Annotated in this window: 12 protein-coding genes, 1 pseudogene and 1 other annotated feature; of the genes and pseudogenes, 3 read left to right on the top strand and 10 right to left on the bottom strand. The window is 57.3% G+C overall.

The annotated features are described in order from the left end of the window. Positions 1 to 62: 62 nt before the first annotated feature. The 4 genes from yciA to AC559G_RS22915 all read right to left on the bottom strand — a co-directional run bounded on the left by yciA (position 63) and on the right by AC559G_RS22915 (position 2,682). Positions 63 to 491: an acyl-CoA thioester hydrolase YciA gene (gene yciA, locus AC559G_RS22930; protein ID WP_438598730.1), complete on the bottom strand. Its 429-nt coding sequence runs from the start codon at positions 489 to 491 to the stop codon at positions 63 to 65. A 63-nt stretch (positions 492 to 554) separates the two neighbouring features. After that, positions 555 to 1,094 (bottom strand): septation protein A, encoded by a 540-nt coding sequence (locus AC559G_RS22925; protein ID WP_438598729.1) that lies wholly within the window; start codon positions 1,092 to 1,094, stop codon positions 555 to 557. Positions 1,095 to 1,315: 221 nt separating this feature from the next. Continuing rightward, on the bottom strand, positions 1,316 to 2,068 hold the full coding sequence (locus AC559G_RS22920) for a YciC family protein (RefSeq protein WP_498914941.1): 753 nt from the start codon (positions 2,066 to 2,068) through the stop codon (positions 1,316 to 1,318). Positions 2,069 to 2,217: 149 nt separating this feature from the next. Then, entirely contained in the window at positions 2,218 to 2,682 is a 465-nt protein-coding gene (locus AC559G_RS22915; protein WP_498914939.1) for a YkgJ family cysteine cluster protein, read from the bottom strand. 284 nt (positions 2,683 to 2,966) lie between these two features. Here AC559G_RS22915 and ompW point away from each other — a divergent pair, with 284 nt between their 5' ends. Then, positions 2,967 to 3,611: an outer membrane protein OmpW gene (ompW, locus tag AC559G_RS22910; RefSeq protein ID WP_121552538.1), complete on the top strand. Its 645-nt coding sequence runs from the start codon at positions 2,967 to 2,969 to the stop codon at positions 3,609 to 3,611. A 49-nt stretch (positions 3,612 to 3,660) separates the two neighbouring features. On the opposite strand, the gene AC559G_RS22905 is transcribed toward ompW, so the two are convergent. The 6 genes and pseudogenes from AC559G_RS22905 to AC559G_RS22880 all read right to left on the bottom strand — a co-directional run bounded on the left by AC559G_RS22905 (position 3,661) and on the right by AC559G_RS22880 (position 10,721). Further along, a complete protein-coding gene (locus tag AC559G_RS22905) occupies positions 3,661 to 3,975 on the bottom strand; it encodes a BON domain-containing protein (protein WP_095848831.1) in 315 nt (104 codons plus the stop codon). Between the two features lie 185 nt (positions 3,976 to 4,160). Next, positions 4,161 to 4,967: a tryptophan synthase subunit alpha gene (trpA, locus tag AC559G_RS22900; RefSeq protein ID WP_498914937.1), complete on the bottom strand. Its 807-nt coding sequence runs from the start codon at positions 4,965 to 4,967 to the stop codon at positions 4,161 to 4,163. Next, on the bottom strand, positions 4,967 to 6,157 hold the full coding sequence (gene trpB, locus AC559G_RS22895) for a tryptophan synthase subunit beta (protein WP_498914935.1): 1,191 nt from the start codon (positions 6,155 to 6,157) through the stop codon (positions 4,967 to 4,969). Before trpB ends, trpA begins: the two co-directional genes overlap by 1 nt. Before the next feature lie 39 nt (positions 6,158 to 6,196). Next, the gene (gene trpCF / locus AC559G_RS22890; RefSeq protein WP_498915100.1) at positions 6,197 to 7,558 is read right to left on the bottom strand and encodes a bifunctional indole-3-glycerol-phosphate synthase TrpC/phosphoribosylanthranilate isomerase TrpF; all 1,362 of its coding nucleotides are present in this window, start codon (positions 7,556 to 7,558) and stop codon (positions 6,197 to 6,199) included. A 3-nt stretch (positions 7,559 to 7,561) separates the two neighbouring features. After that, a pseudogene (gene trpD / locus AC559G_RS22885) lies at positions 7,562 to 9,159 on the bottom strand (bifunctional anthranilate synthase glutamate amidotransferase component TrpG/anthranilate phosphoribosyltransferase TrpD). Continuing rightward, on the bottom strand, positions 9,159 to 10,721 hold the full coding sequence (locus AC559G_RS22880) for an anthranilate synthase component I (RefSeq protein WP_498914933.1): 1,563 nt from the start codon (positions 10,719 to 10,721) through the stop codon (positions 9,159 to 9,161). Before AC559G_RS22880 ends, trpD begins: the two are co-directional and overlap by 1 nt. A 24-nt stretch (positions 10,722 to 10,745) precedes the next feature. After that, positions 10,746 to 10,849, bottom strand: a sequence feature (Trp leader region). A gap of 231 nt (positions 10,850 to 11,080) precedes the next feature. Between AC559G_RS22880 and rnm the strand changes: the two genes are divergently transcribed. Together rnm and AC559G_RS22870 are read left to right on the top strand one after the other, a co-directional pair. After that, a complete protein-coding gene (gene rnm, locus AC559G_RS22875) occupies positions 11,081 to 11,974 on the top strand; it encodes a PHP domain-containing protein (protein WP_498914932.1) in 894 nt (297 codons plus the stop codon). Positions 11,975 to 12,016: 42 nt separating this feature from the next. After that, a complete protein-coding gene (locus tag AC559G_RS22870; protein WP_462616121.1) occupies positions 12,017 to 12,637 on the top strand; it encodes an L-threonylcarbamoyladenylate synthase in 621 nt (206 codons plus the stop codon). The last annotated feature ends 26 nt before the right edge of the window (positions 12,638 to 12,663 follow it).

Here is a 12,663-nt window from a genome sequence, read left to right as displayed (position 1 = left end):
CCGGTTGTCATAAAAAAGGGCCGCATTCAACTGCGGCCCTTTTTCGTGGCAAAGGCTGGCGTTTATTCGCCGCCTTCGCCGCGGAAGTTCCTTTTGCCATCCGGCAGCGGGCGCGAGTGGCCTTCGTCGTCAACGGCGACATAGGTAAATACCGCTTCGGTGGCGCGGTAGCGCTGGCCGATAGGTGCCGAGGAAACCTTTTTCACCCACACTTCAACATTGATGGTGATTGAGCTACGCCCGGTGCGTATGCACTGGGCGTAGCAGCAGATGACATCCCCCACGGCGACCGGTTTCAGGAAGGTCATTCCGTCAACGCGCACGGTAACCACGCGCCCTTCAGCAATCTCTTTTGCCTGAATCGCACCGCCAATGTCCATTTGCGACATTATCCAACCGCCGAAAATATCGCCGTTGGCATTGGTATCGGCAGGCATCGCCAATGTTCGTAATACCAGCTCACCGCTGGGTAAAGGTCGTTGTTGTGTCATCGCTTTCCGCTTTGATAACGTGGTTCAAAAAAGCCCGCTGGTGAGCGGGCATGGTGCAGGGCGCTACTTCTTCTGTTCTGCTGGCATATGTTTATAAATATAGACGCCGCTGAGCAAGGTGAAGACCAGCGTCAGCGCCGTCAGGCCGAACACTTTAAAATTGACCCAAACGCTTTGCGGCAGCCAGAACGCAACATAAATGTTCGCCAGACCGCAGGCCAGGAAAAACAGCGCCCAGGCAAGGTTAAGGTTGTTCCACACGCGATCGGGCAGCGCCAACTCTTTGCCCAACATGCGCTGGACCAGCGGCTTTTTCAGCACCAGTTGGCTTATCAGCAACGCCAGTGCAAACAGCGTATAAATAACCGTCACTTTCCATTTAATAAACAGATCGTTGTGGAATACCAGGGTCAGGGTACCGAATACGGCCACCATGATGAAAGTGATCAGCGTCATTTTCTCTACCTTGCGGTATTTAACCCAGGTAAAGACCAACGCCAGCGCCGTGGCGGCAATGAGGGCGCCGGATGCAACGTAGATATCGTAGAGCTTATAAAAAGCAAAAAAGACGATGAGTGGGAGGAAATCAAGAAATTGCTTCATAAATCAATCCATCATTTGTTCATCGGCAGACTATACCGGATTCGGCTGTGTCTGTGTACCGCAGGCAAACGCCGATTATCGACGTTTCTCTGCGGGAATTCCGCAGGCCCGGCGAATATTTGCATAACCTTACGATTATATCTGCAGGCCGCCGATGCAATGCAAAAGGCCCAAATAACTAGGGCACGTCGGTTGACGTGCCCTACGTTGCGAAGGCGTTGTTAGCTGCGTAGCAGCATATACAGCCGGAACAGATAAATCAGCAGCAGCGCTGATATCAGATTGCTGAGCGCGGTTAGCACCACGCTGGCAACGTTTGGCGTTATCGCCGACAGATGGCTGACCAGGAACAGCACCAGCAGCTTCGCCGCCAGCCACAGCATCATGGCCGGCACAATCACGCGTGCGTTGGAGAACGCCAGCTTGCTGCTTTGCTTGAGCGAAGCAAATACGCCTTTTTTATCTGCGGTGGCAATCACCGGCGCTAACGAGAACGCAACAGCCAAAATAACGCCGGGCACCACAAACAGCATTAAGCCGAGCTGGATCAGCAAGGTGCCGATAAACAGCAACAGCAACAGGCGCGGTAAAATAGGGGCGGAAATACCGATTGCGCGCAGCGCGCTGGTTTGTACCCCTTCAGACACCAGGCGGATAAGCGTCAGCATCCCGCCAACCAACAGAACATTCCCTACCAGCGCAGAGACGGTGGCGGCGGCGGAAACCTTCAGCAACACCATTTGCTGCTCGGGCGACATCTGTTGGATGATTTCCTGGATCCCAATCCCGGTAGAGGACGTAAAGTCATTTTCCGCCGTCGTCAGGATCTGTAACTGTTCCGCACTCGGGCTGAATACCTGGTTGAGCAGGACAGAAATAAACGCGGTTAACAGCGCCAGCAGCAAAATGCTGACCAGTTGGTTGCGGAAAAAGTTAAAACTGTCACGGTACAACGTGTTGGCCGTGATAGGCATGCAGACTCCTTGGCATTAAGAACAGAGATAAGTAGGGCAGTGCCATCAGGCCGCCGCAGGGGAACGATTTCAACGCGCGTTTATACCGATCGCCTGCCAGGGGCAGCCTGGCAAAAGGCGACGGTTTTTACGGCCGGCGGGTGAAATGGCTACGCCCCACAACGGTGCACTGCTGTAGTGGTGATTGTACCCTGTTCCGCTTCGCTGTGGCACCCCATCAGTGGTACAGCGCTGATTTCTTCAGCAGCGTTAGCGCTGGGCAGGGGCAGCGGTTTTTCCATCGGCAAAGGCGGCAGGCCGTAGCGCGCACGTGCGCGATCGCAGGCCTCGTTACGCAGGCCGTTCAAGCCGGATTTGTCAAATTCCCGGCAGGGGGACGGCCGGTTGAGGTAAATAGAGCAGGAAACGGCCTTGCCGATCTCGCCGTCCAATGCGGTGCAACGGGGGGATTTGCTGTTCGTCCCCTGCATACAACGCAGAAACGGGGTGAGCGGCTCGGTTAATGACGTGGGGACAACTCCGCCGCCGTCATCGGCTTCAGCCCAGTAAAATGATACGCGGAAATAGGCGCAGCAGGCGCCACAGCTAACACAGGGATTATTGAATTCGCTCATCTTGATTGCCCACCGACTCCTCACGGCCACCAACCAAAACCAACATCGATGCAAGACGTTACTCAGTGGCCGAATGTTTGGCAACTGAAATTTCACGCGGCGCACTATTTGCCATAAATCGTGATTTTTGATGTAGATCAATCCGCTATTTATTAGCGTGTTAGGTAACCTTGTTTTTAGTGGGAATTTGAATTTTTACCCATAAGATGTGATCTCGATTGGATCATAAATACCCGTTAGCAGGTATATTCGTTGAAACTTTAACCACACAAATGGAATGGATAATGAAAAAGACAACTCTGGTGGTACTGGCGGCCATGATGGCACCGATGTTGGCAAGTGCGCATCAGGCCGGTGATTTCTTGTTCCGCGCCGGCACCGCGACCGTTCGGCCGACGACGGGCTCTGATGATGTGCTCAATCAGGGCTCATTCGATGCGAACAACAATACTCAGCTCGGCCTGACCTTCGGTTACATGGTCACGGATAATATCGGTGTGGAATTGCTGGCCGCGACGCCGTTTCGTCATAAGGTCTCGCTGCATGGTTCGGGGGTGAGTGGCGATATCGCAACCATTCATCACTTGCCGCCAACCCTGATGGCGCAGTATTACTTTGGCGATCGGCAGGATAAACTGCGCCCATATCTGGGCGTCGGTGTGAACTACACCATGTTCTTTGATGAAAAATTCAATGACAACGGTAAGGAAGCCGGGTTGAGTAACCTGAGCCTGAAGAACTCATGGGGCGTTGCGGCGCAGGCAGGGCTGGATTACAACCTGGATGAGCATTGGCTGCTGAACATGTCGGTCTGGTGGATGAATATCGAAACGAAAGTCCGCTTTGACGATAATGCCGGTGGCCACCACAGCATTGATACCCGGTTGGATCCGTGGGTGTTTATGTTTGGGGCCGGTTATCGCTTTTGATGCGGAATGCTTACATGGGGAGGCGCAGTATTGCGCCTCCTGTTTAACGCTACTTGACTCGCATGTCGTTCGCGACGGTTCTGACGCCGGCCACGCCGCGGGTGATTTGAATCGCCCGGTTTGCATCGGCCTGCGAGCTGACGAACCCGCTTAATTGCACCCGCCCTTTAAACGTTTCTACGTTGATTTCCGTGGATTTTATTCCTTTATCTGCCAGCAATGCTGATTTTACTTTGGTGGTAATGACGGTATCGTCGATATAGCCGCCGGTTCCTTCCGATTTTGCCGTCGGTGCGCAGGCGCTAACCGCTACGGCCACCAGGGCCGCCATGCATAAGGCCGAAATGGTCTTAAATAGCTTCATAAATTACTCTCCATGCAATGTTATTGTTTGAAACTACGCTCGGTTTTTAACCTGCCGTTTTTGCTTGTTTAAGCGAAAAGAGGTAGGACCCAGAGTATTGTGGAACAGGAAACGCGGAAGTTCAAATAGGCGTGCCGATGCGGCGGGGGAAAGCTGCGGGCATCAGGCTGCCCGCAGCTGATGCGTCAGGCGCGGGTTGCGGCCTTCATTTCACTGACGAATTTACCCAGCTTGGCCAGCATTTCTTCCGGTTGCGCCTGGTTTTGCTCAATGATTTTTACAATTGCCGAACCGGAGATGGCGCCGGCGGCGCCCGCTTGCAGCGCCGCGCGCACCTGCGCCGGCTCGGAAATGCCGAAGCCCTGCAGCGGCGGGGCAGCGTGGTATTCACGCAGCGTATCCACCAGATGATGCAACGGCAACTGCGCTCGGCTTTCGGTGCCGGTGACCCCGGCGCGTGACAGCAGGTAGGTGTAACCACGTCCATGGGATGAAATTTCACGCAACAGATCGTCACTGGCGTTCGGCGGGCAGATGAAGATCGGGGCGATGCCATGGCGCAGCGCCGCGGCGCGGAACGGCGCGGACTCTTCAAACGGCACGTCAGCGATCAACACCGAATCGACGCCCACCTCGGCGCAGCGCGCATAGAACGCGTCGATGCCTTTGTGGAACACCAGGTTGGCATACATCAGCAGGCCGATGGGCATAGCCGGGTGCTTTTGGCGGATCGCCGCCAGCATTTCGAAGCAGTGGGTGGGCGTTACCCCGGCGGCAAAGGCGCGCAGGGCCGCACTCTGAATGGTCGGCCCGTCCGCCAGTGGATCGGAGAACGGGATGCCTAGCTCCAGTGCGTCGGCGCCGTTTTCTACCAGGGTATCGATAATCTGCAGCGACAGGGCCGGGTTAGGATCGCCAAGCGTCACGAACGGAACGAACGCACCTTCCTTGTTGCTTTCCAGGCGTTTAAACAGTTGCTGATAACGTTCCATCAAATTTCTCCCCGTGCTTTCAGAATGTCGTGAACGGTAAATATGTCTTTGTCACCGCGGCCAGACAGGTTGACCACCAAAATTTGCTCTTTCTGCGGCGTTTCACGGATCATTTTCAGCGCATGTGCCAGAGCATGGGAGGATTCCAGCGCGGGAATAATGCCTTCATGGCGGGAAAGCGCTTTGAAGGCATCCAGGGCTTCATCATCGGTGACAGAAACGTATTCCGCACGGCCGATGCTGTTCAGATGCGCATGCTGCGGCCCGACGGAAGGGAAGTCCAGCCCGGCGGAAATAGAATACGATTCTTCGATTTGCCCTTCAGAGGTCTGCATCATCGGGGATTTCATGCCGAAGTAGATACCGACCTGGCCATGCTTAAGCGGTGCGCCGTGCTGGCCGGTTTCAATCCCAAGCCCGGCCGGTTCTACGCCGATCAGGCCAACGCCCGGCTCATCAATAAAGTCCGCAAACATGCCGATGGCGTTGGAACCGCCGCCAACGCACGCCAGCACGGCATCCGGCAGGCGCCCTTCGCGTTCCAGAAGCTGCGCTTTGGTTTCTTCGCCGATCATGCGCTGAAATTCGCGGACGATCGTCGGGTAAGGGTGCGGGCCGGCTGCGGTACCGAGCATGTAGTGGGCGTTTTCATAGCTGCCGGACCAGTCGCGCAGCGCCTCGTTACAGGCATCTTTCAGCGTAGAGGAACCGCTGTGCACCGGGATCACTTCGGCGCCCATGAGGCGCATACGGAACACGTTGGGTGACTGACGCTCCGCATCCTTGGCGCCCATATACACGCGGCACTTCAGGCCGAGCAGGGCGCTGGCGAGCGCAGATGCCACGCCGTGCTGGCCGGCGCCGGTTTCTGCGATGATTTCGGTTTTCCCCATGCGTTTGGCGAGCAACGCCTGGCCCAACACTTGGTTGGTTTTGTGCGCGCCGCCGTGCAGCAGATCTTCGCGCTTCAGATACAGTTTGGTTTTGGTGCCGGCCGTCAGGTTTCTGCACAGCGTCAGTGCGGTGGGGCGCCCGGCGTAGTTTTTCAGCAGATCGTTGAATTCCGCCTGGAACGCCGGATCTCGCTGGGCACTGACAAAGGCTTCTTCCAGTTGTTGCAGCGCGGGCATCAGAATTTGCGGCACATACATGCCACCAAATTCACCGAAATAGGGGTTAAGCAGCGTCATTTTTTTCCCGTCTTATCCATTAATTAGAATGATTGTGAATCAGTAGGCGCGTAGCGTCTGAAATACCGCAGCTAGAAGATTGGCATCTTTGATGCCCGGCGCGCTTTCCACGCCGGAGTTGAAATCCAGCCCGGCGCAGCCCAACTGTGCGGCCGCGACGCAGTTGTCGGCGCTCAGCCCGCCGGCCAGCATGACGTTATCCAGCTTCTCGCCGTGCAACATGGCCCAGTCAAAGCGTTGCCCGCTGCCGCCAGCACCGTTATCCAATAGATAGCGATCCACCTGCTGCAGGTTACGCGCCGGCAGGCTGTCTTTCACACTCAGCGCTTTCCAGATCTGGCATTCGGCCGGCAGTTCGGCCCGCAGCGCGTTGATATAGGCCTGATCTTCCGCGCCGTGCAGCTGTACCGCGCGCAGCCCAAGCTGGCTGGCGGTTTGCGCCACAGTACTCACCGGTGCATCGCTGAACACACCGACGTACTTCAGCGGCGCGCCGGCGATGATGCTGCGCGCACGCTCGATATCCACGCAGCGTGGCGAGCGCTCGACGAAAATCAGCCCGCCGTAGTTAGCGCCCGCCTGTTCAGCGGCGGCGGCGTCCTGCGGCCGGGTCAGCCCGCACACCTTGTTATCGCCAAGCAGCACCTTGCGCACCGCGGCGCGCAGATTGTCTTCGGCCATCAGCGCGCTGCCAATCAGGAAGCCGTTGGCAAAGCGGCTGAGTTCACGCACGTGGCCATAGCTGTTGATGCCGGACTCGCTGATTACCGTCACGCCGTGCGGTACGCGCGGTGCCAGGCTGCGGGTGCGATCCAGGTTAATGCTCAGATCCCGCAGATCGCGGTTATTGATGCCCACCACGCGGGCGCCCAGGGCGATCGCGCGTTGCAGTTCTTCTTCACTGATCACTTCGGTCAGCACGCCCATCTTCAGGCTGTGCGCCACGGCGGCGAGCTGACGGTATTGATCGTCATCGAGTACCGACAGCATCAGTAGAATCGCATCACCCTGGTAATAGCGTGCCAGGTAGATCTGATACGGATCGATGATGAAGTCTTTGCACAATACCGGCTGCGTTACCGTTTTGCTCACTTGCGTGAGGAACTCGAAATTGCCTTGAAAATATTTCTCATCGGTCAGCACGGAAATTGCCGAGGCGTAATCTTTATAGACCGTAGCGATGCTGACCGGATCGAAGTCTTCACGGATCAACCCTTTGGAAGGGGATGCCTTTTTACATTCGAGAATAAATGCCGTTTTGCTGCCCTGCAGCGCATGGTAGAAACTGCGTGTGCTGGGGGTTATCTGGTTTTGAAAGCTGGCCAGCGGCTGTTGTTGCTGTCGTGCTGCGATCCATTGCGCTTTGTCACGAACAATTTTGTTGAGCACGGTTTCCTGCATCATTTATCCTCTTGCTGCCAATGCGGTTACACGCTGGTAAGCCTGCCCGCTATGTATCATATCCAATGCCTGCTGTGCGTTCTGCCGCAGGTCTTCATTACCGAAAAGTTTCAGCAGCAACGCCACGTTGGCGGCCACTGCGGCGGCATGCGCCGGCTCGCCCTTACCTTGTAACAACCGTGCCAGAATGTCACGGTTTTCTTCCGGAGAGCCGCCCTGCAACGCTTCCAGCGGGTAGGTTTGCAGGCCGAACGACGCCGGGCTTAGCGTATAGCTTTCAATCATGCCGTTATTGAGTTCGGCCACGTGGGTGGTGGTATGGATCGCCACTTCATCCATGCCGCCGCCGTGAACCACCGCTGCACGTTGGTAACCCAGCACACGCAGGGTTTCAGCGATCGGCAGCACCAATTCCGGGCTATAGACGCCAATCAGCGCCAGCGGTGGGCGCGCCGGGTTAATCAGCGGGCCCAGCACGTTGAAAAGGGTACGGGTTTTCAACTGTTGGCGCACCGGCATCGCATGGCGGAACCCGGTGTGATACTGCGGGGCGAACAGGAAGCAAACGCCCAGATCGTCCAGCGCCTGACGGGCTTCTTCCGCCGGCAGATCAAGCCGGATGCCGAAGGCGGCCAGCAGATCGGAAGAGCCAGAGCGGCTGGAAACGCTACGGTTGCCGTGCTTCGCGACTTTCGCTCCGCAAGCCGCCGCCACAAACGCGCTGGCGGTGGAAATATTGATGCTGTTGGTGCCGTCGCCGCCGGTGCCGACGATATCGGCGAACAGGTAATCCGGCCGCGGGAATGGCTTGGCATCCGCCAGCAGCGCCTGTGCTGCGCCGGCAATTTCCTCCGGGCGTTCGCCGCGGATTTTCATGCTGATCAGCGCCGCCGCCAGTTGGCTGTTTTCCAACTCGCCGCGCACGATGCCGCCGAATAGTTGTTGGCTTTCCTGCTGGCTTAGCGGTTGGGCGCCGTACAGTTTTTCAAGAATAGGTTGCATGGTGGTCACTCCTGTCCTTATTTCGCCAGCGCCCAGGCCAGGGTTTGCTCCAGCAAACGCGCGCCGTGGGTGGTGAGAATCGATTCCGGGTGGAACTGGAAGCCGCAAACGCGTTGGGCGTCATTACGCACCGCCATCACCATTTCGCCAAAGTGCGCATTGACGGTCAGTTCGGCGGGAATGTTGCTGCCGACCAGTGAGTGGTAGCGGGCCACCGGCAGCGGGTTCACCATGCCGGCAAACATGCCTTCGCCGTCGTGGGTAATCGGCGATGCCTTGCCGTGCAGAATCTCGCCGGCCTGGCCGACATGGCCGCCGTAGGATTCGATAATGGCCTGGTGGCCAAGGCAGATGCCGATAATCGGCAATTGCCCACGCAGGCGTTGCAGCAGTTCCGGCATACAGCCAGCGTCGGCCGGTGTGCCTGGGCCAGGGGAGAGCACCAGCACCGGCTGCTCCATCTGTTGCAGGCGCTCAATGATGGTATCGGCGGCGATCTGGTTACGGTAAACCACCACCCGGTGGCCGCTGGCGCGCAGTTGATCGACCAGGTTGTAAGTAAAGGAATCGACGTTGTCGAGTAACAGAATATCCGCCATCAGAACACCTCCTTGGCCTGATGCGCGCTGGCGATAGCACGCAGCACGGCACGTGCCTTGTTTCTTGTTTCATCGGCTTCCGCTTGCGGAACGGAATCCAGTACCACCCCGGCGCCGGCCTGCACGGTCGCGATCCCGTCTTCAACATACGCCGAGCGGATGACAATACAGGTATCCAGATCGCCATGCGCGGTGAAGTAGCCGACGGCGCCGCCGTAGCTGCCGCGGCGGGAGCCTTCAGACGCAGCGATAAGCTGCATGGCGCGCACTTTCGGCGCGCCGCTGAGCGTGCCCATGTTCATACAGGCCTGGTAGGCGTGCAGTACGTCCAGATCTTCACGCAGGGTGCCGACCACGCGCGAGACCAAGTGCATAACGAAAGAGTAACGGTCGACTTTGGTCAGATCGGCGACGTAACGGCTACCGGCCTGGCAGATGCGCGCTAGGTCATTGCGCGCTAAATCCACCAGCATCAGGTGCTCGGCCAGTTCTTTGTGATCGGTGCGCATTTCCAGTTCGATGCGGCTATCGAGATCCAGATCCAGCGAACCGTCGGCGCGGCGGCCGCGCGGGCGAGTGCCGGCGATCGGGTAGATTTCAATCTGGCGGTTGTTGGCATCGTATTTCAGCGCGCTTTCCGGTGACGCGCCGAACAGCGTGAACTCATTATCCTGCATAAAGAACATGTAGGGGCTGGGGTTGTTTTCTTTCAGCGTTTTATACGCCGCCAACGGCGCCGGGCACGGCAGTGAGAAACGGCGGGACGGCACGACCTGGAAGATTTCACCGTGACGAATAGCCTGCTGCAGGGTGCTGACCACGGCACCGTACTCTTCATCGCTTTGGTTACAACTGAGCTGCATGTCTTCAATCTGTTGCTGAGGGATCGGCAACGGTGTTTGCTTGATTTGCGCCTGTAACTGCTCCAGGCGTTGCTGCAAGCGCCGTTCTTCGCCGGCGTCAGGGGTGAACAGGCTGGCCTGCAGGCGGGTAGTGCGGTGTTGGTGATCCAACACCAGCAAGGTTTCCGCCAGATAGAAGCAAAAATCCGGGCAGCGTTGATCGTGGCGCAGCGCCGGCAGATCTTCGAACCCCGCCACCAGATCGTAGGCGAATAGCCCGCCGAGTAGCATGGCTTCACGCTCATCGACTGGCGTTTCGACCAGCGCCAGCAGGGTGCGCAGCGCATCGAATACCGATAACGAACGCAGGCGCGCGTCTTCGTCCTGCACGCTATCTATGACCGGGAACGTCAGCACGCGGCCATTGGGCTGCACCTGAATCGCCACTTCAGCCGGCAATGCGTTGTCCAGCAGCGGCAATAAGGCCGCGCCGTTGGCGGTCAGCGCCTGGATGGTCACCGTGCGTTCCAGCGCAGTGATGCGCAGCGCACTGTCAACCACCAGCAGGCTTTTTAGATCTTCTTTGCTGTTGATCTCGGCTGATTCCAGCAGCAAGGTCGCCGGGCGTGCGCCGCACAGTTGATTGAACAGACTGGTGGGATCCCCACGGTAGATGGCTTGCGCCGTGAGCAGTTTCAGCTGTGGTTTGGTGTTTATCATGATGATTCCAGTTGAATTTTGTCCATAAAAAAGCCCGCATGCGATGCGGGCTTAGGAAATCTGCAGTGTCAAATGACAGGTATGCGCGATTATACCGCCCGCGGAAGGGAGGTGCGCCACCAACGAAGAAGAGAAGTTTGCTTGCTCATTTATGTGCTCTCTTGGATTATCATTTAACCTGTAACTGGTGTACTAGTTAACTAGTTCAGTGAGGTAAAGTCAACCCCTTTCTGAAGAATGTTTTTGTCTGCCGCTGGCAGAACATTTGCAGGCACATAACCGGCAAGGTGAGAATAGATTTCCGTCCGCCCGGGCTTAACGGTTATGATAATCCTCCCAGCCATAGCCGGATATTTCTTTTGACACACACGCCGTTACCTTCTTCAGCATTCACCCTGTACGATCTTCACAGCCACACCACTGCATCTGACGGCTATCTTTCGCCAACGGAACTGGTGCTGCGGGCGGTGGAAATGCGCGTCGGCGTGTTGGCGATTACCGACCACGACACCACCGAAGGTCTGGCAGAAGCCACCGCCGCCATCGCTCACCACCGCTTACCGCTGCAGCTGATCAATGGGGTGGAAATTTCAACCCTGTGGGAAAACCACGAAATACATATTGTTGGGCTGGGCATGGATATCCAGCACCCGGCGCTGCTTCAGCTTTTGGCCGAACAGGCCGAGCGCCGTCGGCAGCGCGCCCAGGCGATCGGCGAACGGTTGGCGAAAGCGCGTATTCCCGGGGCTTATGAAGGCGCACAGGCGCTTGCGGGCAGCGGCGCAGTAACGCGCGGGCACTTTGCGCGCTACCTGGTGCAATTTGGCGTGGCGGATAATCTGGCGCAGGTTTTCAAGAAATACCTGGCGAAGGGCAAAACCGGCTATGTTCCGCCGCAGTGGTGTACAATAGAACAAGCTATTGATGTGATTCATCAATCCGGCGGCCAGGCGGTCATGGCGCACCCTGGGCGTTACGATTTGTCGGCGAAATGGTTAAAGCGCCTGCTGGCGTATTTCGCCATGCAGGGCGGTGATGCGATGGAAGTAGCCCAGTGCCAACAGGCGCCGCATGAGCGCAGCCAACTGGCCGCCTATGCGCGGGATTACCAGTTATTGGCTTCCCAGGGCTCTGACTTTCACCAGCCCTGCGCCTGGATTGAACTGGGCCGTAAACTGTGGCTGCCCGGCGGCGTTGAGCCGGTGTGGCGCGATTGGCCGGTGCCAGGCGCCAACAATACAGAACAGATTTAACGCGGGCGGGGCCGCTCGCGAAGTGACTTTTAGGAGCAAGATATGGGCCAGCATTTTTATATACACCCGGACAACCCCCAGGCACGCCTGATCAACCAGGCGGTTGATGTGCTGCGCAAAGGCGGGGTGATTGTCTACCCGACGGATTCCGGCTATGCGCTGGGCTGCATGCTGGGCGAGAAGAACGCCATGGAGCGTATCTGCCACATTCGCCAGTTGGGCAGCAATCATAATTTCACGCTGATGTGCCGCGATCTGTCGGAGCTTTCCACTTATGCCTACGTGGATAACAGCGCGTTTCGCCTGATCAAAAACAACACGCCGGGCAACTACACCTTTATTCTCAAAGCCACCAAGGAAGTGCCGCGTCGGCTAATGAATGAAAAGCGTAAAACGATCGGCCTGCGCGTGCCGTCCAACCCGATCGCGCTGGCTCTACTGGAATTGCTGAATGAGCCGATGATGTCGACCACACTGATGCTGCCGGGCAATGATTTCGCGGAATCCGATCCCGAAGAGATCAACGATCGTCTGGGCAAACAGGTGGATCTGGTGATTCACGGCGGCTTCCTCGGCCAGCAACCAACAACGGTTATCGATTTGACCGAGTCTTCGCCGGTTATCGTGCGTGAAGGCGCCGGCGACGTTGCACCGTTTCGCTGACAGGCCGCGGCACCTGTCCGTTTTCT

Source organism: Gibbsiella greigii, from assembly GCF_039540155.1.
In the GTDB taxonomy this organism is placed as follows: domain Bacteria; phylum Pseudomonadota; class Gammaproteobacteria; order Enterobacterales; family Enterobacteriaceae; genus Gibbsiella; species Gibbsiella quercinecans.
The sequence above is the reverse complement of the archived record's forward strand: the minus strand, read 5'-3'. Positions and strand labels throughout refer to the sequence as shown.